The sequence below is a fragment of the Rahnella inusitata genome (assembly GCF_018288855.1).
Lineage (GTDB): Bacteria > Pseudomonadota > Gammaproteobacteria > Enterobacterales > Enterobacteriaceae > Rahnella > Rahnella inusitata.
Genome location: NZ_CP065024.1, coordinates 485,011 through 505,185 on the forward strand (window position 1 = coordinate 485,011; position 20,175 = coordinate 505,185).

At 54.9% G+C, this 20,175-nt stretch carries 23 protein-coding genes; 10 read left to right on the forward strand and 13 right to left on the reverse strand.

The window, feature by feature from the left end; genetic code table 11:
* Positions 1-11: 11 nt before the first annotated feature.
* From fdxH to exaC, 5 genes are all read left to right on the forward strand, one after another.
* Positions 12-905, forward strand: a complete 894-nt coding sequence (gene fdxH, locus I2123_RS02250; RefSeq protein WP_213051712.1) for a formate dehydrogenase subunit beta — start codon at positions 12-14, stop codon at positions 903-905.
* A complete protein-coding gene (gene fdoI, locus I2123_RS02255; RefSeq protein WP_112165284.1) occupies positions 902-1,555 on the forward strand; it encodes a formate dehydrogenase cytochrome b556 subunit in 654 nt (217 codons plus the stop codon). The genes fdxH and fdoI overlap by 4 nt, the downstream gene beginning before the upstream one ends.
* Positions 1,552-2,481 carry a formate dehydrogenase accessory protein FdhE gene (gene fdhE / locus I2123_RS02260; RefSeq protein WP_213051713.1) on the forward strand — a complete coding sequence of 310 codons (930 nt, stop codon included), beginning with the start codon at positions 1,552-1,554 and terminating at the stop codon, positions 2,479-2,481. The genes fdoI and fdhE overlap by 4 nt, the downstream gene beginning before the upstream one ends.
* 89 nt (positions 2,482-2,570) lie before the next feature.
* Complete coding sequence (locus I2123_RS02265) at positions 2,571-3,212, forward strand: glutathione S-transferase (protein WP_112165280.1); 642 nt, start codon at positions 2,571-2,573, stop codon at positions 3,210-3,212.
* Positions 3,213-3,314: 102 nt separating this feature from the next.
* On the forward strand, positions 3,315-4,853 hold the full coding sequence (gene exaC, locus I2123_RS02270; protein ID WP_112165278.1) for an acetaldehyde dehydrogenase ExaC: 1,539 nt from the start codon (positions 3,315-3,317) through the stop codon (positions 4,851-4,853).
* Positions 4,854-5,007: 154 nt separating this feature from the next.
* Here the strand turns inward: exaC and I2123_RS02275 are convergent, their stop codons facing one another.
* Positions 5,008-6,246 (reverse strand): MFS transporter, encoded by a 1,239-nt coding sequence (locus tag I2123_RS02275; RefSeq protein ID WP_112165277.1) that lies wholly within the window; start codon positions 6,244-6,246, stop codon positions 5,008-5,010.
* Between the two features lie 236 nt (positions 6,247-6,482).
* Here I2123_RS02275 and I2123_RS02280 point away from each other — a divergent pair, with 236 nt between their 5' ends.
* The gene (locus tag I2123_RS02280) at positions 6,483-7,478 is read left to right on the forward strand and encodes an acyltransferase (RefSeq protein ID WP_213051714.1); all 996 of its coding nucleotides are present in this window, start codon (positions 6,483-6,485) and stop codon (positions 7,476-7,478) included.
* A gap of 6 nt (positions 7,479-7,484) precedes the next feature.
* Here the strand turns inward: I2123_RS02280 and I2123_RS02285 are convergent, their stop codons facing one another.
* From I2123_RS02285 to I2123_RS02305, 5 genes are all read right to left on the reverse strand, one after another.
* Positions 7,485-8,399 (reverse strand): GlxA family transcriptional regulator, encoded by a 915-nt coding sequence (locus I2123_RS02285; protein ID WP_213051715.1) that lies wholly within the window; start codon positions 8,397-8,399, stop codon positions 7,485-7,487.
* A 36-nt stretch (positions 8,400-8,435) separates the two neighbouring features.
* The gene (locus I2123_RS02290) at positions 8,436-8,990 is read right to left on the reverse strand and encodes a cysteine hydrolase family protein (protein WP_213051716.1); all 555 of its coding nucleotides are present in this window, start codon (positions 8,988-8,990) and stop codon (positions 8,436-8,438) included.
* Between the two features lie 119 nt (positions 8,991-9,109).
* Positions 9,110-9,706 carry a DJ-1/PfpI family protein gene (locus I2123_RS02295; RefSeq protein WP_112165271.1) on the reverse strand — a complete coding sequence of 199 codons (597 nt, stop codon included), beginning with the start codon at positions 9,704-9,706 and terminating at the stop codon, positions 9,110-9,112.
* A 95-nt stretch (positions 9,707-9,801) separates the two neighbouring features.
* On the reverse strand, positions 9,802-10,833 hold the full coding sequence (idnD, locus tag I2123_RS02300; protein WP_213051717.1) for an L-idonate 5-dehydrogenase: 1,032 nt from the start codon (positions 10,831-10,833) through the stop codon (positions 9,802-9,804).
* A 133-nt stretch (positions 10,834-10,966) separates the two neighbouring features.
* Entirely contained in the window at positions 10,967-12,148 is a 1,182-nt protein-coding gene (locus I2123_RS02305; RefSeq protein WP_213051718.1) for a benzoate/H(+) symporter BenE family transporter, read from the reverse strand.
* Between the two features lie 83 nt (positions 12,149-12,231).
* On the opposite strand from I2123_RS02305, the gene I2123_RS02310 reads away from it, so the two are divergent.
* Complete coding sequence (locus tag I2123_RS02310) at positions 12,232-12,684, forward strand: GNAT family N-acetyltransferase (protein ID WP_112165265.1); 453 nt, start codon at positions 12,232-12,234, stop codon at positions 12,682-12,684.
* A gap of 9 nt (positions 12,685-12,693) precedes the next feature.
* On the opposite strand, the gene I2123_RS02315 is transcribed toward I2123_RS02310, so the two are convergent.
* A complete protein-coding gene (locus tag I2123_RS02315; RefSeq protein WP_112165263.1) occupies positions 12,694-13,173 on the reverse strand; it encodes a GNAT family N-acetyltransferase in 480 nt (159 codons plus the stop codon).
* A gap of 5 nt (positions 13,174-13,178) precedes the next feature.
* Positions 13,179-13,715, reverse strand: a complete 537-nt coding sequence (locus I2123_RS02320; RefSeq protein ID WP_112165261.1) for a hypothetical protein — start codon at positions 13,713-13,715, stop codon at positions 13,179-13,181.
* Between the two features lie 245 nt (positions 13,716-13,960).
* Here I2123_RS02320 and I2123_RS02325 point away from each other — a divergent pair, with 245 nt between their 5' ends.
* Positions 13,961-15,964, forward strand: a complete 2,004-nt coding sequence (locus tag I2123_RS02325) for a methyl-accepting chemotaxis protein (protein WP_476727103.1) — start codon at positions 13,961-13,963, stop codon at positions 15,962-15,964.
* 108 nt (positions 15,965-16,072) lie between these two features.
* Positions 16,073-16,708 (forward strand): glutathione transferase, encoded by a 636-nt coding sequence (yfcF, locus tag I2123_RS02330; RefSeq protein ID WP_112165258.1) that lies wholly within the window; start codon positions 16,073-16,075, stop codon positions 16,706-16,708.
* Between the two features lie 45 nt (positions 16,709-16,753).
* Here yfcF and I2123_RS02335 read toward each other — a convergent pair whose 3' ends face one another.
* The 3 genes from I2123_RS02335 to bhsA all read right to left on the reverse strand — a co-directional run bounded on the left by I2123_RS02335 (position 16,754) and on the right by bhsA (position 18,265).
* Complete coding sequence (locus I2123_RS02335; protein WP_112165255.1) at positions 16,754-17,197, reverse strand: GNAT family N-acetyltransferase; 444 nt, start codon at positions 17,195-17,197, stop codon at positions 16,754-16,756.
* A gap of 15 nt (positions 17,198-17,212) precedes the next feature.
* Positions 17,213-17,848 carry a LysE family translocator gene (locus I2123_RS02340; RefSeq protein ID WP_213051719.1) on the reverse strand — a complete coding sequence of 212 codons (636 nt, stop codon included), beginning with the start codon at positions 17,846-17,848 and terminating at the stop codon, positions 17,213-17,215.
* A 159-nt stretch (positions 17,849-18,007) separates the two neighbouring features.
* The gene (gene bhsA / locus I2123_RS02345; RefSeq protein ID WP_112165251.1) at positions 18,008-18,265 is read right to left on the reverse strand and encodes a multiple stress resistance protein BhsA; all 258 of its coding nucleotides are present in this window, start codon (positions 18,263-18,265) and stop codon (positions 18,008-18,010) included.
* 416 nt (positions 18,266-18,681) lie between these two features.
* Here bhsA and I2123_RS02350 point away from each other — a divergent pair, with 416 nt between their 5' ends.
* Positions 18,682-18,930 (forward strand): GlsB/YeaQ/YmgE family stress response membrane protein, encoded by a 249-nt coding sequence (locus I2123_RS02350; protein WP_056775793.1) that lies wholly within the window; start codon positions 18,682-18,684, stop codon positions 18,928-18,930.
* 72 nt (positions 18,931-19,002) lie between these two features.
* On the opposite strand, the gene I2123_RS02355 is transcribed toward I2123_RS02350, so the two are convergent.
* A complete protein-coding gene (locus I2123_RS02355; protein WP_213051720.1) occupies positions 19,003-19,383 on the reverse strand; it encodes a hypothetical protein in 381 nt (126 codons plus the stop codon).
* Positions 19,384-19,473: 90 nt separating this feature from the next.
* Complete coding sequence (gene urtE, locus I2123_RS02360) at positions 19,474-20,172, reverse strand: urea ABC transporter ATP-binding subunit UrtE (RefSeq protein WP_213051721.1); 699 nt, start codon at positions 20,170-20,172, stop codon at positions 19,474-19,476.
* Between the last annotated feature and the right edge of the window lie 3 nt (positions 20,173-20,175).

Sequence of the window (20,175 nt, forward strand, 5' to 3'; positions counted from 1 at the left end):
GGAGGCGAATTATGGCAATGCAATCTCAGGACATACTTCGTAAGTCCGCAACTAACGGGTTCACGCCAGCGCCGCGTGCCCGCGATCATCAGCAGGAAGTGGCGAAGCTTATCGACGTCACCACCTGCATCGGCTGTAAAGGCTGTCAGGTCGCCTGTTCCGAATGGAATGACCTGCGCGACGAGGTCGGCATCAATACCGGCGTGTACGACAACCCGATGGATCTCACTGCGAAATCCTGGACCGTGATGCGTTTCTCTGAAGTTGAGGAGAACGGCAAGCTGGAGTGGCTGATCCGCAAAGACGGCTGTATGCACTGCGCCGATCCTGGCTGTCTGAAAGCCTGCCCGGCGGAAGGCGCGATCCTCCAATACGCCAACGGCATCGTCGATTTTCAGTCTGAACACTGCATCGGCTGCGGTTACTGCATCGCCGGTTGCCCGTTCAACGTTCCGCGTATTAACAAACAGGATAACCGTGCCTACAAATGCACGCTGTGCGTCGACCGCGTCAGCGTAGGTCAGGAACCGGCCTGCGTGAAAACCTGTCCGACCGGTGCGATTCATTTTGGCACCAAAGATGAGATGAAATTCCTCGCCGCAGAGCGCGTCAGCGAGTTGCAAGGGCGCGGTTTTGAACACGCAGGATTGTACGATCCGCCGGGCGTCGGTGGCACGCATGTCATGTACGTACTGCATCACGCCGATAAACCGGAGCTGTATCACGGCCTGCCGAAAGACCCGGCGATCAGTGCGGCAGTAACATTATGGAAAGGTGTCTGGAAACCTCTCGCAGCCGTCGGATTTGCGGTGACCTTTGCGGCTGCCGCCTTCCACTTCCTCGGCGTAGGACCGAACTATGTGAAAGAGGAAGAAGAGCACGATGACGAGGAGAAGAAACCATGAAAAAAGAGAAAATGATCCAACGCTACAGCCTGATGGAACGCCTCAATCACTGGATCGTGGCTTTCTGTTTTGTATCCCTGGCGCTCAGCGGTCTGGGGTTCTTTTTTCCGTCGTTTAACTGGCTGATGAACATTTACGGCACGCCGCAGCTGGCGCGCATTCTCCATCCGTTCTTCGGCGTGGTGATGTTCGTTTCGTTCCTCGGGATGTTCTTTCGCTACTGGAAGCACAACCTGCCGGAAAAAGACGATCTGGTCTGGGCGAAAAATATCGACAAAGTGCTGACCAACCATGAAGTCGGCGACACTGGCCGCTACAACTTTGGCCAGAAATGTGTGTTCTGGGCAGCGATCAGTTGCCTGGTTCTGCTGATGGCCAGCGGCGTCATTATCTGGCGGCCATGGTTTGCCGATTTCTTCCCTATCCCGTTGATCCGTCTCGCCCTGCTGGTGCATTCGCTGGCCGGTATCGGGCTGATACTGGTCATCATCATGCACGTGTACGCCGCGACCTGGGCGAAAGGTTCTATCGATGCGATGACCGGCGGTAAAGTGCCGGCGTCCTGGGCGAAGTACCACCATCCACGCTGGTATCGCGAAGAACTGGCGAAACAGAAGCAAAAAGACGAAGACGAGAGGAAAGCCGGATGAGCATCCAGATTGTCCCTCAGGACGAACTGGCTGACGGCAAAAAAACGGCGGGGAACATCCCGCCGGTGCTGTTCGCCAACCTCAAAACTCTGTATCAGCGCCGCGCCGATCGCCTGCGCAAACTGGCAGAAGACAGCCCGCTGGACGGATATCTGAATTTTGCGGCGTCGTTATGCGAAGCGCAGCAACGCGTGCTGGCGGAGTTTCCACTCAATATCGATCTCAGCGACGAATTGCAAAAAGCCGCTGGAAAACCGCCGCTCGATTGCCGTTTGTTTCCCCGTACGCCGCACTGGCTCCGGTTGTTGGACGCGCTGATCGCGGTACTCAAGCCACAGTCCTCCGGCCCGGTACACGCCGTGCTTGAACACCTCGAACATGCGCCCGGCCTGCAACGCGAAATGATGGCCACGCACCTGCTGAATCAGGATTTCAAACAGATTCCTGCCGATCAGGCGCCGTTTATCTGGGCCGCGCTGTCGCTGTACTGGGCGCAAATGGCGACGCAACTGCGTGGCGCAGGGCGCGCAGATTACGGCGAAAACCGTCAGTTCTGTCCGGTCTGCGGCAGCGTGCCGGTGTCCGGGATGATAGCGATGGGCACCCTCAGCGGCCTGCGCTATCTGCACTGCAATCTGTGCGAAAGTGAATGGCACGTCGTGCGCGCCAAATGCAGCAACTGCGACGAAATGGGAAATCTGCACTATTGGTCGGTGACGGACGGAACGGTGGATGACCAGCAGGCAGCGGTGAAAGCCGAAGCCTGTGACGACTGCGGCGCTTATCTGAAAGTTATCTATCAGGAAAAAGATCCGCAGGCCGAGGCGGTCGCGGACGATCTCGCCACGCTGTTACTCGATGATCGTATGGAAGAAAAAGGGTTCACCGGCAGCGGCATCAATCCGTTTCTGTTTCCCGCGCAGTAATCTCTGAATCTGGCAGCCGCCGCGTGATGGAAAGAAAGGCGTGCGGCTGCTAGGTTTAATAGAGATTCCGGTGAAACGTGGAGGGTTTGATGAAGTTGATCGGCAGCTATACCAGCCCGTATGTGCGAAAAATTTCCGTGATGTTGCTGGAAAAGGGCATCCCGTTCGATTTTATCAATGACGTACCACACGAGCCGGGCTGCAAAATCACCCAGTTCAATCCGCTCGGCAAAGTCCCCGCGCTGGTCACCGACGACGGCGAAGTGTTTTACGATTCCCCTATCATTGTTCAATTCATCGAGCTGATGAACGTCGCCCCGACGTTGTTGCCGTGGCAGCCGCTGGAAGCCCTGCGGGTAAAGCAAATCGAAGCGCTGGCCGATGGCGTCACTGACGCAGCCGTAGCGCTGGTGCTGGAAGGCCGACGCGATCCGGATAAACGTAACGAAGCCTGGGTTTTGCGCCAGCGGGAAAAGCTGCTGCGCGGGCTGGACGCGCTGGAAAAACTCGCCGGGAAACGTACGTTACTCAATTCTGAAAGCCTCAACGTGGCCGATATCGCCGTCGCCTGCTCGCTGGGTTACATCAACTTTCGCCGTATCGCGCCAGGCTGGTGTGTCGAGCGACCGGAGCTGATTAAACTGGTCGAACGCCTGTTCCAGCGCGAGAGTTTTGCGCGCACCACACCGCCTGCAGGCGGTAACGCCAGCTTTGCAGTGAAAAAGGTGTGAGGCCGCTCGAAGAGTTCTCTTTACATCCCACCGGATAAGCGTCTACGGCCTACGCTTTATGCAGCGCATTGCTAAAAACCTGCTGCATAAAGGAGTCCCATCATGGCTTATGATAAAAATCCTCATGCCGTCAAACCGGAAGAATACGGTTTCCCTCTCAAACTCAAAAAACAATACGAAAACTTCATAGGCGGGGAATGGGTAGCGCCGGTGAAAAACGAATATTACGACAACCTGACGCCGGTGACCGGCGAAGTGTTGTGCAAAGTGGCGAGTTCCAGCACCGACGATATCGAGCTGGCGCTGGATGCCGCGCATAAAGCCAAAGGGGAATGGGGCAAAATGCCGGTGCAGCAGCGGGCGAACTTACTGCTTAAAGTCGCCGATCGCATGGAACAAAACATCGAACTGCTGGCCAACGCCGAAACCTGGGATAACGGAAAACCCATCCGCGAAACCAGCGGTGCGGACGTTCCGCTGGCCATCGACCATTTCCGCTATTTCGCGTCCTGCATCCGCGCACAGGAAGGGGGGATCAGCGAAATAGACAGCGAAACGGTCGCCTATCATTTCCATGAACCATTGGGCGTCGTGGCGCAGATCATCCCGTGGAACTTCCCGCTGCTGATGGCATGCTGGAAAATGGCACCGGCGCTGGCTGCCGGTAACTGCATCGTGCTCAAACCGGCCAAACTGACGCCGCTTTCCGTATTGCTGCTGATGGAGCTGGTTCAGGATATCTTGCCGCCGGGCGTCATCAACGTGGTCAACGGCGCGGGCGGTGAAATCGGCGAATATCTGGCGACCTCCAAACGCATTGCCAAAGTCGCGTTCACCGGCTCGACCGAAGTCGGCCAGCAAATTGCCGGTTACGCCGCGCAGAATCTGATCCCGGCCACGCTGGAACTTGGCGGCAAATCGCCAAACATTTTCTTCGCTGACGTGATGGATAAAGAAGACGAATTCTTCGATAAAGCGCTGGAAGGCTTCGCGCTGTTCGCCTTTAATCAGGGTGAAGTCTGTACCTGTCCGAGCCGCGCGCTGGTGCAGGAATCCATTTACGAACGCTTTATGGAGCGAGCGATAAAACGCGTCGAAGCCATTAAAACCGGTAATCCGCTGGATATGGAAACGCAGATGGGCGCGCAGGTCTCTGCCGGACAGATGAAAACCATTCTGGATTACATCGAAATCGGTAAAAAAGAGGGCGCGGAAGTGCTGACCGGCGGCGCGAAGAAAAAACTGGAAGGATCGCTTAACGAAGGTTATTACCTGCAACCGACCATCCTGCTGGGTAAAAACAACATGCGCGTCTTCCAGGAAGAAATCTTCGGGCCGGTGCTGGCAGTGACGACATTTAAAGATATGGATGAAGCGCTGCAAATTGCCAACGATACTGCTTACGGGCTGGGCGCAGGCGTGTGGAGCCGCGACGGCAACGTGGCGTATCACATGGGGCGCAACATTCAGGCGGGACGCGTCTGGACCAACTGCTACCACGCCTATCCGGCGCACGCTGCCTTCGGTGGCTACAAACAGTCTGGTCTTGGTCGTGAAACCCACAAAATGATGTTGGATCACTACCAGCAAACGAAATGTTTACTCGTTTCGTATTCAAGCAAACCGATGGGGCTGTTCTGATGCTTTAACGGGCTATTTTGCCTGGTATGTTGAATCCGGGCTGTACATAGAATCCTCACGTGTTCTGTGTACAGCCCGGTTCTTCCGTGCAGTCCGTGTCCAAACTCCCTGCGCCAATAACGCCCCGGCATCGGCGTTGTTGGCGTTTTCAGTATCAGATCACGCCATTCGGCGACATCACCACCTGACGGCTGCGCAGGAAAAACACCACCAGCGCCAGCCACGAAAGGCCGCTTAACAGGTTGAACATATTGAACATCCCCGCACCGCCTTCAACGTAAGCCACTTTGGCCAGCTCAATACCCAGCGTGAAAATCATCATGCTGATGACACCCATCGCCGCAGAAACCGTGCCTTTGCTCATGTCGCTGGAGAACAGGGTCAGACGGTATAAACCGGCGTTCGCCACGCCTATCCCGAAGGCGTACAGGCTCAGACCGGCGGTCATCCACAGATAGGCGTGGGAGGACACCATTGTCGCCGCCGCCGCGATCAGCAGGCCAACAACCATCGGGCCTGCGCCCAGTTTAATCAGATATTCCACCGTGCGTTTACCGGTCAAACGCGCCAGCGTGACGTTACCGACGATCAACGCACCGAAAATCGGCACCTGCAACATGCCGTAATCGTAGGTCGAAAGCCCTTCGCCGCTGATTAAAATGACCGGCGACTGCGCGATCCACGTCAGCAGCGGCAGGCTGGCAAAACCAATCGCCAGCGCGCCGCACACGAACTGACGGTTCTTCAGCACATGTTTGTAATCACGCAGCAGGCTTGGCATGGAGAAAGGTTCACCCAGCCGTGACGCGGTTTCTGGCATCGATTTCCACAGCCCCCACAGCGCAATGGCGGCGAGCCCGGCGAAAATCACGAACATCAGCTGCCACGGCGCAACGTGGATCAGCGCAGCACCGGCCAGCGGGCCGAGCAGCGGGGCTATCAACGCCACGTTCGCCATCATTGCGGTGATTTTAATGCACACCGATTCCTCGAAGGATTCCTGTATCGCGGCATAACCCACCGCGCCGATAAAGCACAGGCTGATGCCTTGCAGAAAACGCATCACCATAAATTGTTCAATGTTCTGTACGAAGAGAATCGCCAGACAGGTGATGATAAAAAAGATGACGCCGCTGAGCATGACCGGACGACGTCCGCGGCGGTCAGACAGTGGCCCGAGCAGCCATTGCAGGAACATTCCGCCGGCAAGATACGCGGTCATCGAGGTAGGCACCCACTCTTCACCGGCGTTGAAATTGGCCACGACGGCCAGCATGCCGGGTTGGATCATATCGTTACCGATATAGGTCGCGAACTCGAAAAGCACCAGACACAGAGGGAACAGAAGCGCCTGTCGCCCCAGAAGGGACGCAGTATTTGGAGAATTATGCATTTTTGTTATTTCACAAACTGAGGCTAATCGTTTGAAAATTAGCGAAATAGTAGAGACTGTCCGGGCGGGTTTCGCAAGCGAGGCAGTAATGGCGGCTATTTTGCCCATTTTTTGAGCGCGGTGCAATCCTCGGATCCACGTTCAGCACAATCTGAGAATGGCACTTTTGCCTTGTTAGCCGTCTGAAAGCTGGATAGGCTGCAAACAGCACATCAACGGGAAGGAATTTGCGGGTCATGAGCGAAAAAATAAGCTGGATAGATAATCTGCGCGCGCTCGCCTGCATGATGGTAGTGATGGTCCATGCCAGCACCTCGCTGGTGGTCAGTTTCGCGGCGGTACATACGGCGGAGTGGATGGTGGCAAACCTGCTCAATTCGGCGTCGCGGGTCTGTGTACCGCTGTTCTTCATGATTTCCGGCGCGCTGTTCTTTGGTGAAAAAAGTGCGCAAAAACGCCATTTCTTTCGCGTCACGTTTTGCCTGTTGTTCTACAGCGCCGTTTCGCTGCTCTACATCCTCACCATGACAAAAATCGGTTTTTGGCCGTCTCTGAGGCTGATCGTGGAAAAACCGGTGTTTTATCACCTTTGGTTTTTCTACGCCATCATCGTAATTTACCTGCTTTCGCCGCTGATTCACGTCAAAGCGGTCTCCGGGAAATATCTGCTGATTGCCGGGATCCTGCTCGGTGTGCTGGCAAACCCGCAGCTGCCGGCGCTGACCTGGCAGAAAATCCACCTTTTACCCCTGGATCTTTACATCGGTGGCGATACGTTTTATTACGTCCTGTACGCCCTGATGGGGCGTGCCATCAGCCAACTCGATACCCGAAAACGTGGCATTACGCTGGCGGCCGCCGCCATCTTTGTTCTCAGTACACTGACGATTGCCGCAGGGACTTACCGGCAGATGCAGATCAATCAGAATTTTGCAGATACCTTTTACGTCTACAGCGGGCCACTGGTCTTTATCTCGGCGATGGCGTTGTTCGTGACGTTTAAAAATGCACTATCTGGCCACATTCTGCCGGGATTTGGTCTGATCTCTCGCCATTCTCTGGCGGTCTACGGATTTCACGCGCTGATCATCATTGCCATGCGTAGCCGCCACCTGGATTTCCCGCAATTTCCACTGCTGAACGTCGCCTTCCTGTTTATCTGCGGTCTGGGGGGCGGTTTAGGATTGGCGATGCTGTTGGGGAAAGTGGACCGGCGAAAATGGGTAAGCTGAACGGGATTACTCCCACCGTTCCTGCGCCCGTCTGAATTGTCTGCCCGATGAGAATCCGGCAGCCAGCGCCGCTTTTTCAATACCTGCGCCTTGCTGAATGCGCTGTTGCGCGATGGCGATACGCAGCTGCTCGTGGTAATCGCGCACGCTGATACCCAGATGCTGACGGAACAGGCGCGTCAGGTGGCGGCTGCTGATGTGGGCTTTGGCGGCAACATCTTCCACCTGCCACGGGGATTCCGGCTCAGCGGCCATCAGATTTTGTGCGCGGTGGACGGCGGGGTGCAGATGATTGCGGTGACGCAGCCACGGAGAGAGTTGCGGATCATCACCGCCTCTGCGGAAATAGACCACCATTTCGCGGGCGACATCCAGTGCGGCCTGTGGCCCTAGATGAGTGGCGATGAGATGCAACGCCAGATCAATACCGGCGCTGATGCCTGCACTGGTCAGCACGAAGCGGTCTTCAACAAATATCCGGTTATCTTTCACCTGCGCGGTGGGTACCTGCTGGCGTAAACGGTCGATCACGTCGTGATGCGTCGTACACTGATAACCGTCCAGCAGCCCGGCTTTCCCGGCCAGCAGGCTGCCAGAACAAATGCATACCAGCGTGACGTGGCCTTTTTCGATGGCATTTTTTTGCTGACGCATCCAGTCACAGGCAGTCTGCGCGACCGGTGAGGAAAAATTTTCCACCGATTCGGTCACGCCCGGCATGATCAAAATACTGCCTTGCGGCAGACTTTCTGGTAGCGGCTGCAAATGGGACACCGTCAGCCCGGTGGACATCAACACTTCCGGCTGCGGGCCGATGTAATGCAACTGAAATTGCCCGGCCAGCCGCAGCGCTTCCGCCGGACCGGTCAGATCTAACGACATCACACCCGGTAGCGTCACAAAGTAGACATTTCGCTGCATATCGTTTCATTTACCCGTTCGCACAAAAACGTATCTTCACACAGCCCGGTCGAGTTCCGCCAGTGCGCCGTCCACGCCGGTGATAGTGGCGAAGCGATCGGCGAGCACCAGCTCGGTATGACGTTTGATGGAATCGGTGGAGAACACTTCGCCGCTGGCGTGCGTCATCGGAAACGTCATCGTCGCTTCGGTCACGAACGTCACATTGTAGCCAATGTCCGATGCCACGCGTGTCGTGGTCTCGCAGCACTGTTCAGTGCGCATCCCGGCGATGATCAGATGTGTGATGCCTTCTTCGCGCAGCCATGCGTCCAGCCCGGACTCCAGCAACGCGTTATGCACGTTTTTGTGAACAGTTTTTTGCGGCGTATGGCTGAGGAATGTCATCGGTGTGACCAGCCCGGACGCCAGTGAGAACACGCCTTCCGCGTTAACGTGGAACACATCCACGACCGGCACATTGCGCGTCTGGCAACCGTCAATCAGGCGGGTTAGCGCCTCACTGAAAGCCGGTAAGTCATTCTGTTGCCAGAAATCTTTGTGCTCAAACGAGCGTTGAACGTCGATGTTTAACAGGGCGCTTTTTGTCATTTCCGGACTCCATCTGGTGAGTGTGAAACCAGTGTGCGCCTGAAAAAGAGGCGGGAGAATGCCAAAAACGGACATGATGCTGACCGCAGCGGACGACCTGCGCCGTCCGCTGAAAGCGATCAGATTTTTTGGTTAGCGCGCCAGTGGTGATAATCGATGTGGTCGGCCTGAAAATCGGTGGCTTCGGCATTGCCGGTCAGGCGGTACGCCAGCTGGAAAGCAAAATCGAATGCCAGCCCTAATCCCTTTCCGCTCAGCAAATTGCCGTCTTCGACGAAGGACTGATTCACATAAACGCCGTCTTTGACGTCTTTGTATAAATCGCCGGAACAGACGTAGCGACGCCCTTTCAGCAGCCCGTTGCCGCCGAGCACACGCGCAGCGGCGGAACATAGCGGACAAATCAGTTTACCGGCCTCGTCGTGGCGACGGACAAATTCGACCACCTCTCTGCTGGCCGCCAGCGCCACGGAACCTTCGGGACCGCCGGGCATCACCACCGCGTCAAACACGCGATCGCCCTGCGCGCTCAGCAACGCATTAGCCTGCATCTGAATGCCGTGATAACTGCGTAGCATCTGACTTTTCTGACACGCCAGCGTGGTGACCTGAATCTCCAGTCGCTCAAGAATATCGAGCACAATCACCGCTTCGCCTTCTTCAAATCCGTCTGCCAGCAGCAGGGCGACCTGCTTTTTCGGGGTTTCCTTCGCCATAATCAATCTCCTCTGAATGATAAAATCAGAGGAGATAATAAAATGAAACGATGTTTTGATATTGTGAGTTGAGTGGCAGACCGCAAAATTGCAGGTTAGAAAACCAGCTGAACTTTTGAGGCTTTGGATTTATCCAGTGCGAATTCCATGGCCTCCAGCAGATCGCCCTGTGGGAATTCGGCGGAGAGCAACGGCATCGGGTCGACCGTTTTATTCGCCAGCCATTCCACCGCCGTATTGAATTCTTCGGTGAAGCGGAAGCTGCCGACCCAGTTAATTTCCCTGGCAATCAGCATCATCAGCGGGAATTCATTGACCACCGGCCCCATCCCGACCTGCACCAGCGTACCGCGCGCGCGGGTGACTTCCAGACAGCGGCGGATAGAAGAAGGGTGGCCGGAAGCATCGAAGGACACATCGAAAAAGCCTTTGTCTGCCTGATACGCGGAGAAATCGCCCTGTGCGGCATCCAGCGCTTTGCCCGCACCGACGGCCAGTGCCAGTGTGCGGCAGCGTTCGCTCGGGTCGGTGACCACGATCTGTGCCGCGCCTTTGGCTTTTGCCGCCAGCACGATGAGGCAGCCAATCGGCCCGACACCGGACACAAACACCGTTTTACCCCTTATATCACCGGCCTGATTCACGGCGTGAATAGCAACGGCCAGCGGTTCGGCGAATACCATCAGCCGGTCACTGACCTGATTGTCGTAAGGAATGCACTGCTCGCTGTCGACGATTTTGTACTGCGTGAAGGCGCCGTTGATGTGCGGGAAATACATCGCGCTGCCGAAAAATTTCATCGTCGTGCATTGGTTTTCGTCGCCGGACAGGCAGTATTTACAGGCTTTGCACGGCTTGCTTGGGTTGAGCGCCACTTTCTGGCCGGGCTGTAAACGCGGGTTGTCAGATTTCTCCACCACACCGACCACTTCATGGCCGAGCACCATGGCTTCGCGCACTTTGAAATCACCGACCGCACCATGTTCGTAGTAATGCAGATCGGAGCCGCAGATGCCACCGCGGGTAATTTTCACCAAAGTGCCCTGGCCTGTGTAATCGATGGTCTGGTCGATCACCGAAACGTCTTTTTTCCCGGTCACGACGCAGGATTGCGTGGCAATAGTCATGGATTTCTCGCTCTTTAAAGGGGGCGTGTGTTGCCTGATTATCCCCAGTAAAGAGCGTTTGGACGGTGAAAAATGTGATCGCCATCACTTTGCGCCGTGTTACGAAAACCTGTTACCCATAACTTGAACGGACTCATCTTTTTCGCGCCGGAATACTCAGAATCAGATGGGTGATCACACCGCCGGCCAGCCCCCAGAATGCCGATCCGACACCCAGCAGTGTGACGCCGGAGGCGGTGATCAGAAACGTGATGATAGCCGCGTCGCGCTGCTGTTCGTTTTCCAGTGCGCGATACAGACTTCCGGCAATCGTTCCGAGCAACGCCAGACCGGCGATGGTGTGGATTAGCGCCTCAGGTAGCGCGGTAAAGACCATGCCAATCGATCCGCCAAACACACCGGCAATCAGATAAAACACGCCTGCCGCAACGGCGGCCATATAACGCTTTTTCGGATCGGGATGAATATCCTCGCCCATACAAATCGCGGCGGTAATGGCGGCGATACAGACGGTAAAACCGCCGAACGGTGCAAGAATCAGCGCAGTCAGTGCGGTCCATGTAATTAATGGCGAAACCGGCAGGTTGTAACCGTGCGCTTTCAGCGTGGCGATGCCGGGTGCGTTTTGCGACGCCATTGTGACGACGAAGAAAGGAATGCCGATACCGACAATTGAGGAAAGCGTGAAATGCGGCATCACGAATTCCGGCGTGGCAAAGGTCAGCGTCTGGCCGTGCAGCGCGATATCGCCCTGTAATCCGGCCACGATAAGCCCTGCTGCCAGCGCGAGCACCACGGCGTAACGGGGCATAGCGCGTTTCGCCAGCAGATAAACCAGACACATCGTTCCCGCCAGCGCGAAATTGCTTTGCAGTGACGTGAAGGCGTTCAGCCCGAACCGCAGCAGAATCCCGCCGAGCATCGCGGCTGAGAGCGCCTGCGGAATGTAATGCATCAGTCTGGCGAATAATCCGGTGACACCGCACAGCAGAATCAGCCCGGTGGCAAACACGAAAACGCCAATCGCTTCGTTGATCGAGGTGCCGGGCAGGCTGGTCACCAGCAGCGCCGCGCCGGGCGTTGACCAGGCGGTGACCACCGGCGTGCGGTAATACAGCGACAATCCGATGCTGGTCACGCCCATGCCGAGGCCGAGCATACTCAGCCAGCCGCCAATCTGTCCCGCAGTGGCCCCTGCCGCTTCTGCCGCCTGAAAGATAATCGCCGCCGAGCTGGTATATCCGACTAAGACGGCGACAAATCCGGCGATCACCGCCGAAAACGTGAGATCTCTGACGTTAAAACGTGACGACATGGCTGAAAAATCCTTCTGGCGAAAAGAACGGCAGTTGCAATAAACTGGATAGAGATTACTTATATTTAACAGAGAGAAAGCCCATGAGCCAATCTGATCACATTGTTATCCGCCCGTTAACACCCGCTGACCGTGAAGGCTGGGAAACGCTGTGGCGGGGTTATCTCGATTTTTATCTGTCGAAGCTCGATCCTTCGCAGTTTGATTTCACGTTCCGGCGTCTCTCGGACCCGGAGTACGCGGGCATGTTTGGCTTTGTGGCGGAGTATCAGGGGAAACTGGTCGGGCTGGTGAACTGTCTGAATCACGATCACGGCTGGCACCTGCAACAGGTCGTGTATTTGCAGGATTTATACGTCGATGACAGCGCACGCAAGCTGGGGATCGGACAGAAGCTGATTGAAGCGGTGTACGCTTACGCTGACGAGAACGACAAAGCCAACGTTTACTGGATGACGCAAACCACCAACCACACCGCACGCAAATTGTATGACCGGGTAGGGCAGCCGACCAACTTTATGAAATATATCCGTTAAACGGCGCGCTTAACTCGTTTTTAACGTTTTCACCATGGTCAGATTGGTGGGTGCATAGCCCAGGCTGGTATACAACGCCTGGGCAGCGCTGTTGTGATAAAACACATTCAGCCCGATGGATTTCAAACCCAGCTCGCGCACTTTCCCTTCCAGCTGTAAAAACGCGGCGCGGGCATGGCCCTGACGGCGAAATTCGCTAAACACGGAAACTTCATAGATAAAAGCGCTGCGCTCGCCCTGACGTTCGCTGACGGCAAACCAGATATAACCGGCTGTCTGCCCGTCAGGATCGGTTTTAATTTCAAACAAATAATTGTCCGGCGTCGCGGTGCCTTGTGGCAGCAATCTCATTAGCTCGCTTTGCGAACGCGTCAGCGCATTTTCCTGCGGCCAGCGGCCCGAACGGACATTTTCGCTGGCGTAATCTGCGGCGAGTTGCTCTAAAAATTGCGGAAAATAGGTCTCGCGCATTGGGGATAAAACGGTCACAAATATCACTCCTTTGAAGGTTTTTTATACGGTGTCACATAGCATTCGCTGATGGTGGTCGAATGGCTTTCTGCCTGCGTAATGATATAGCCGTTGTCGGTCAGCGCCACCGAGCTGTACGGCGTCTGATTGTCTTTATCCGCCACCACTTCCTGGAAAGACTGAATGATTTTGGCTTTCTCATCGGCGCGAGCGGGATCATCAAGCCCTTCGACCTGAATCATCGCCTGCTTAAACTGATTACTGAATGATGTTTTGCCAATGCGGCTTTCAATGATCGCTTTGATGTTTACCGTGATCTCATTGCCCAGCAAAAAAAGCGTATTACTTTGGTAAATCAGCACATTTTTGCGTTTTGACACCACAAAGCCGTTCTCGATCACCTTCATTTTATTGTTGTTGGCGTAGACAACGTCATCAAGGCAAATGGTCTTGTCGCCCACCTTAAACTGGCTAAAGCGGGTTTTGATTTCTTTCGGCGTTGATGCCGCCTGCGAGCACAGCGGCACAAGCAGCAACAGAGGTAAAAGCCATGACTTCATAGGAGTTTCCTGAACAGGTCTGAATCAGCCGACATAACAGCAGTATAGGGAGACGTGGGCAGGATGCGAACGTTTATCTTTTCGGGGTGGATTTTTACCGTTTTGGCTAAAGCATCTCCAGTCAGTGCCGATAATTCAGACGACAACGGAATTCCTGCTCATCCACAGAGGACCTGTATCAGGGACAGATAACCCATTTTCTACAGTGAGTTTTTCACAGCACGTTGACTGTTCCGGGGAGTTTTATGAGTCAGATTCAGGCGTTCTCACCTGCGGCCACGGCTGCGCCAAAGAAACACAAAACACAGCAAAAGAAGGCGATGCGCACCCGCACGCTGATGCTGATTGTCGGGCTGCTGACGATCAGTCTGGGTTATATCATTACGGTCGTTTTGCTGAGCTGGCAGTCCGCCAATCAGCAGCGTGAAATCGCCCGCCGTTATCTCCAGCAGACTGCTAACACCGACGGCTATCTTGCCCGTCAAAAACTCGATACTGCACTCTATGCCGCCCGCGATCTGGGGCAGAGCATGCTGAGCCTGCGCGAAGCCGGACATGCCGACCGCAAACTGGCCGATACGTTGTTGCAAAACGCCCTCAAAAATCACCCGGATTTTCTTTCGATGTCACTGGCGTGGGAGCCGGATGCATTCGATGGCAAGGATGACGAGTTAGCCGCGCAGCCGGGGCAGGATCCGGACGGCCGCTATGTCCGCTACGTTGACCGTGACACCAGCGGAAACATCGTGCTGCACAATCTGACTGATTACGAAACGCCGGGCAGCGGCGATTATTACCTGTTGCCGCGTAAGCTGAAAAAGGAAGTGATCCTCGAGCCTTACAGCTATCCGTACAACGGCGTCAATACGCTGCTGACGTCGATTGCGGTGCCGATCATCGTCGAGGGTAAATTCCTCGGATCGGTCACGGCGGATTTCTCGCTGCAAACCTTGCAGACCATGGTCAACGGCATTAAGCCGTATCAGGGCACCGGTTATGCGATGCTGTTTTCACAGTCCGGTAATTACATCTCTTCACCGAAAAAAGATCAGGTGACGCAAAAGCTGGAGAACAATGCGCCGTTGCTGAAAAGCATTCAGATCGGCACATTTTTTAGTAGTGAGCAGCAGGATCCCATACTGGGCGAAAAAGCCTTCGCCGAATTTGTGCCGATTCAGATTGGCAATACCGGCACGCCGTGGATGCTGGGTATTGTGGCGCCGGTCAACGCGGTGATGAAAGAGAGCACGCGGCAGCTCTATTCCGCGCTGGTCCTGATGGTGTTGAGCATCGTGGTGGTTTTCGCCGTACTGAGCATTATTTTCACCCGCAAAGTGCTGCGCCCGGTCGGCGGTGAACCGGCAGACGCCGCGAAAATCGCGCTGACGGTGGCCGACGGCGATTTAACGCATCCCATCGTGACGCAGAAAAATGACCGCACCAGCATCTTCTTCGCGCTGCAAACTATGCAGGCGCAGCTGCGGCACGTGGTGACTGACATTATTTCCACCAGCCACGCCGTCGGCAGCGGTGCGTCGCAGATTGCAGCGGGGAATATCGACCTGGCTTCGCGAACCGAGCAGCAGGCCGCCGCGCTGGAAGAAACTTCTGCCAGCATGGAACAGCTGACCGCGACGGTTAAACAAAACGCGGACAACGCGCACATTGCTACCGAACTGACCGAAAATGCCACCACGATTGCCGGAAAAGGGAACAGCATTATGTCCGACGTTGTCGGCATTATGGGCGAGATTGATGACAGTTCGCGCCGAATTTCTGATATCACGTCAGTCATCAATGGCATCGCGTTTCAGACCAATATTCTGGCGCTGAACGCGGCGGTGGAAGCTGCCCGTGCGGGCGAGCAGGGGCGCGGATTTGCGGTAGTCGCTTCGGAAGTACGAAGCCTGGCGCAGCGCAGCGCCGACGCGGTAAAAGAGATTTCCGCCCTGATTGCGGAATCGACCTCGCGCGTCGATCACGGTGTCGGACTGGTGAAAAATGCCGGTGAGACGATGAAAGAGATCATGAAAGCGATCACCGACGTGCGCGACATCATGAGTGAAATCGTTTCGGCGTCCGACGAGCAGTCACGCGGTATCAGCCAGGTCACGCAGGCGGTGCATGAGATGGACGGTGTCACCCAGCAAAACTCCGCGCTGGTGCAGCAGGCCTCTGCCGCCTCCGCGTCGCTGGAAGATCAGGCTCGCCGCCTCAACGACATTGTGCAGGTGTTCCGGTTGAAATAGTGATTTACACAGCCTTCTCCCGCCGGGGAGAAGGCTTTTTCTGACGACACATCCCCTTTTCTGCGCTATGTTTTTTATCCTTTTGCTTTATTTCTTCAGGAGTTCGTCATGAGCCAGCCTTCGCTGATTTTATATTCCGACGCCAATTATTTCAGTCCTTACGTGATGTCAGCCTTTGTCGCGATGACCGAAAAAGGCATTCCGTTCGAACTGGAAACCGTCGATCTGGCCGAAGCGGAGAACCTGAAGGAAACGTATTCGGCGATTTCCGTCACCCGCCGCGTGCCGACGCTCACCAATGGCACTTTTGTGTTATCCGAATCTTCCGCGATTGACGAATATGTCGACGAGCTGTTTCCCGCGCCGACGTTTCCAGCGATTTATCCGCTCGATCCGGAAAACCGCGCCAAGGCCCGTGAAGTTCAGGCGTGGCTGCGCAGCGATCTGATGCCCATCCGTGAAGAACGTTCGACCGAAGTGGTGTTTGCCGGTGCGAAACGTCCGGCGCTTTCCGCCAAAGGTCAGCAGGCGGCAGAAAAGCTCTTTGATGCAGCGGAACGTCTGCTTGGCGATAAAACGCATTTGTTTGGCGAATGGAGTATTGCGGATGTGGATCTGGCGCTGATGCTAAACCGTCTGCGCTTGAATGGCGATCCGATGCCGGAAAAACTCGCTGCATACGCCGAAGCGCAGTGGCAGAGACCTTCAGTGTCAGAGTGGCTGGCGTTATCAGCGAAGAAATAAAATGAAGCGCGCAGTAAGTCGAAAAACTGACTGCGCGAAAGCGGATTACAAGGATTTGGTCAGGAAAAAGCGCGTATGGGTGGAAGGCGCCTCTTGCGGCGCGCGGGAGTCCGCAATGTAATCTTCCAGCGCCATCTGCATGTTGTATCCCATGCGTTCATAGAATGGGCGCGCCTGAAAACTGAAGGTATCGACCAGCGCGTAACGGCAGCCACGCGCTTTGGCTTCTTCTTCCGCTTCGGTAATCAGCTGCGTGCCGACATCTTTCCCGCGCAGCGACTCATCAACCCACAGCATCTGAATGTACATCCAGTTTCCGACAGTTTCAGCCACAATCCCGGCCTGCTTCTTGCCATGTTCATCCTCTACAAACACCCCTAACTCACGGAATGTCGGCTTAGGTATAAAGTTGCTGTTGAAACGGCGCAGACCGCTTTTGATCTCTTCGAGGTCTTCGGGGGTGGGCGCATGGGTGAGACGGGTCTTCATGACAGGATTCCTTTTTTAGCGTTTTGATGTAGCGAGTCGGACTGCAAAAGCGATAAAAACAGTGCCGGTCAAACGATCCAGCGTTCTGACGACCGTCGGACGGCGCAACCAACGGGAAAGCGGACGTGTGGCACAAATCATTGTGACAGACCATAACGTGCCGATAACAGCATGCAGGGCGGCCAGGCCAAAAATATAGGGGCCGACCGGATAACCGGTCGCGACAAACTGGGGCAGAAAGGAAACGTAAAACACGCCGACTTTCGGGTTTAGCACATTGCCAAATAACCCCCGCACGAAGGGCGAATTGCCGATGCGCAGGGCTTTTTTCCCACTTTCCGGTGCGGCCATATTCATTTCGCTGCGCGGTTTCAACAGCATTTGCAGGCCGAGCCAACACAGATACGCTGCCCCAATCCATTTCAGTACCGTAAAGGCGATTTCGGAGGCGGCAAGAACCGCACCGAGCCCGAGAGCCACCATCGCGCCCCACACCAGACAGCCGGTGCTGATGCCAAATGCCGACAAGAGCGCTTTTTTGCTGCCCTGACTGGCCGCGGTACGCAGAACCAGCGCGGTGTCGAGGCCGGGCGTGAGCGTCAAGATACCAGCAGCCAGCGCGTAAGAAAGCAGAGATTCGGTGACGGTCATGACTTTTCCTGATGAGCGAAAAAACCAGAATAGTGAACCTGACAGGGAAGATGCAATGTGCAGATAAAGAAAATCTTAAAGTGGTGACGGGGGAACCAAAAAAAGCCTGTGGAAGATGAGCTTCCACAGGCTTTTCAGCAGTTTTTATCGGGGTGACGATTATTTGTAGATTTCAGCGTCTGCGTGCAGTTTGTTGTTACCGGTCACGGAGATGATGCGGTAAGAAGACGCACCGGCGTTTTTCGCCTGCTGTGACAGTTTCGCTTCCAGGCCACTCAGGGTGGTGGAGTTGGCGGCGGAGATAACACCGATTTTCTGCATGTCATTTGAAGGCTGATTAACCTGCTGAGCCGCGAAGCTACCGAAAGAAATCAGGGAGAGGGTGGCAGCTACAGCAAAAATTTTGACGTTTTTCATGATAAGTATTCCATTCAGGTTTGTATGAGTGAAAGGTGGTTGCCTTTCGATGGATGCATAATAGGCCTGATACGGGCAGATGAAAAACGGATTGATTTGAGTAAGTCATTCAAAATATTTGGGCTACTTTTTACGCAATTTTACGTCCCTGTGCAGGTACCTGACGAAACCGCGGTAATGCTGACGCAGCCTTAAATAACGTCACTCTTTGCTGCTATTTTCTCCTTCCTGCTGATTTTTGGCGGGTTTGTAGATTCGGTGCTACGCTTGCAGGGTAGTATCAGAAACGGGTTGTGCGTGGGGCATGAAAATAAACCTGCCACCCAGACGGCAGCATCTAAAAGGTTCTGCTTTTGTTTGGCCGACTTGGCTGAACAATATTCACGGTAACGGAAATTTATTCGGAGGAGTCGAAAATGGGAATTTTATCCTGGATCATCTTTGGTCTTATTGCAGGTATTCTGGCTAAGTGGATCATGCCGGGCAAAGATGGCGGTGGTTTCATTCTGACTGTAGTACTGGGTGTTGTCGGTGCTGTAGTGGGTGGTTACATCAGTACGTTCTTCGGCTTTGGCCGCGTAGACGGTTTCAACTTCGGCAGCTTCGTTGTCGCGGTGATCGGTGCGATTGTGGTTCTGTTTATCTACCGCAAAATCAGGAGCTAATGGTTTTCCATTATGCCTGAAGAAAAAGACAAAAGCCGCGCAGTGTCGCGGCTTTTTTGTTTCTTAAAAACGTCAATCCACCGGTGAAGTCGGTAGTCTCACAATATCCTGATTATCATTGCCCATCCAGTACACGCCTTCTTTCGCCCAGAACGGCCCTTCAATAAAGTCGAGCAGGTCGGAATACTCTTCGTAGAACTTTTTACCGTCGCGGTTGTACACACGCATATAACCGGAATAGTGGCCGCCATCGCCCGGCATGGCTATGCGCGGAATAAACTCGAACGTCCGGTATTCGCGCACCACATATTGCTTGTTGGGGCTCCAGGTTTCTGAAATCAGTTTTCCCTGCTTCCACCACAAATAACACCCGGCAATGATCGCCAGCAGTAATGCGAGCTTTATCCAGCGTTTGCGCTGACGCACCAGCGCTTCCTGACTTTTGATTTTCATACTGCGCGTGTCCTTTTCAGCATGTTTGAGAAAAACTGCCCCAAATGTGTCTGAAAAGTTAATGGTTGTCTTGTTAAACGTCGTTCGGCGCTAAATCGCCACCAGCCCCCGCACATTTTCTGCTTCCATGTCTTCCCCGCGTCCGCGTTTGACGATGCTCCCGCGTGACATCACCAGGTAGCTGTCGGCCAGATCGGCAGCGAAGTCGTAGAATTGCTCGACCAGCAGGATCGCCATATCGCCTTTGACGGCCAGTTGTTTGATAACCGCGCCGATCTCTTTGATAACTGACGGCTGAATGCCTTCGGTGGGTTCGTCGAGGATCAGCAGGCTGGGTTTGCAGGCCAGCGCCCGGCCAATCGCCAGCTGTTGCTGCTGGCCGCCGGACAAATCACCGCCGCGGCGATGCTTCATTTCCAGCAGGATCGGGAACAGGTGGTAGATTTCGTCCGGTACCTGTTTCGCATCGCTGCCTGAAAAGCGCGACAGCCCCATCAGCAGGTTTTCTTCTACGGTCAGGCGCGGAAAAATTTCGCGACCCTGCGGGACATAGGCGATGCCCGCCTGCACACGCTGATGCGGTTTGCGACTGTTGATCACCTGATCCTGCCAGCTGATAGTGCCGGATTTCGCCGGGATCAGCCCCATCAGGCATTTAAGCAGCGTGGTTTTACCCACGCCGTTGCGCCCGAGCAGGCAGGTGACTTCGCCGATTTTCGCCTCAAACGACAGGCCGCGCAGAATGTGGCTGCCGCCGTAAAACTGATTCAGTTCATTGACTTGCAACATGAC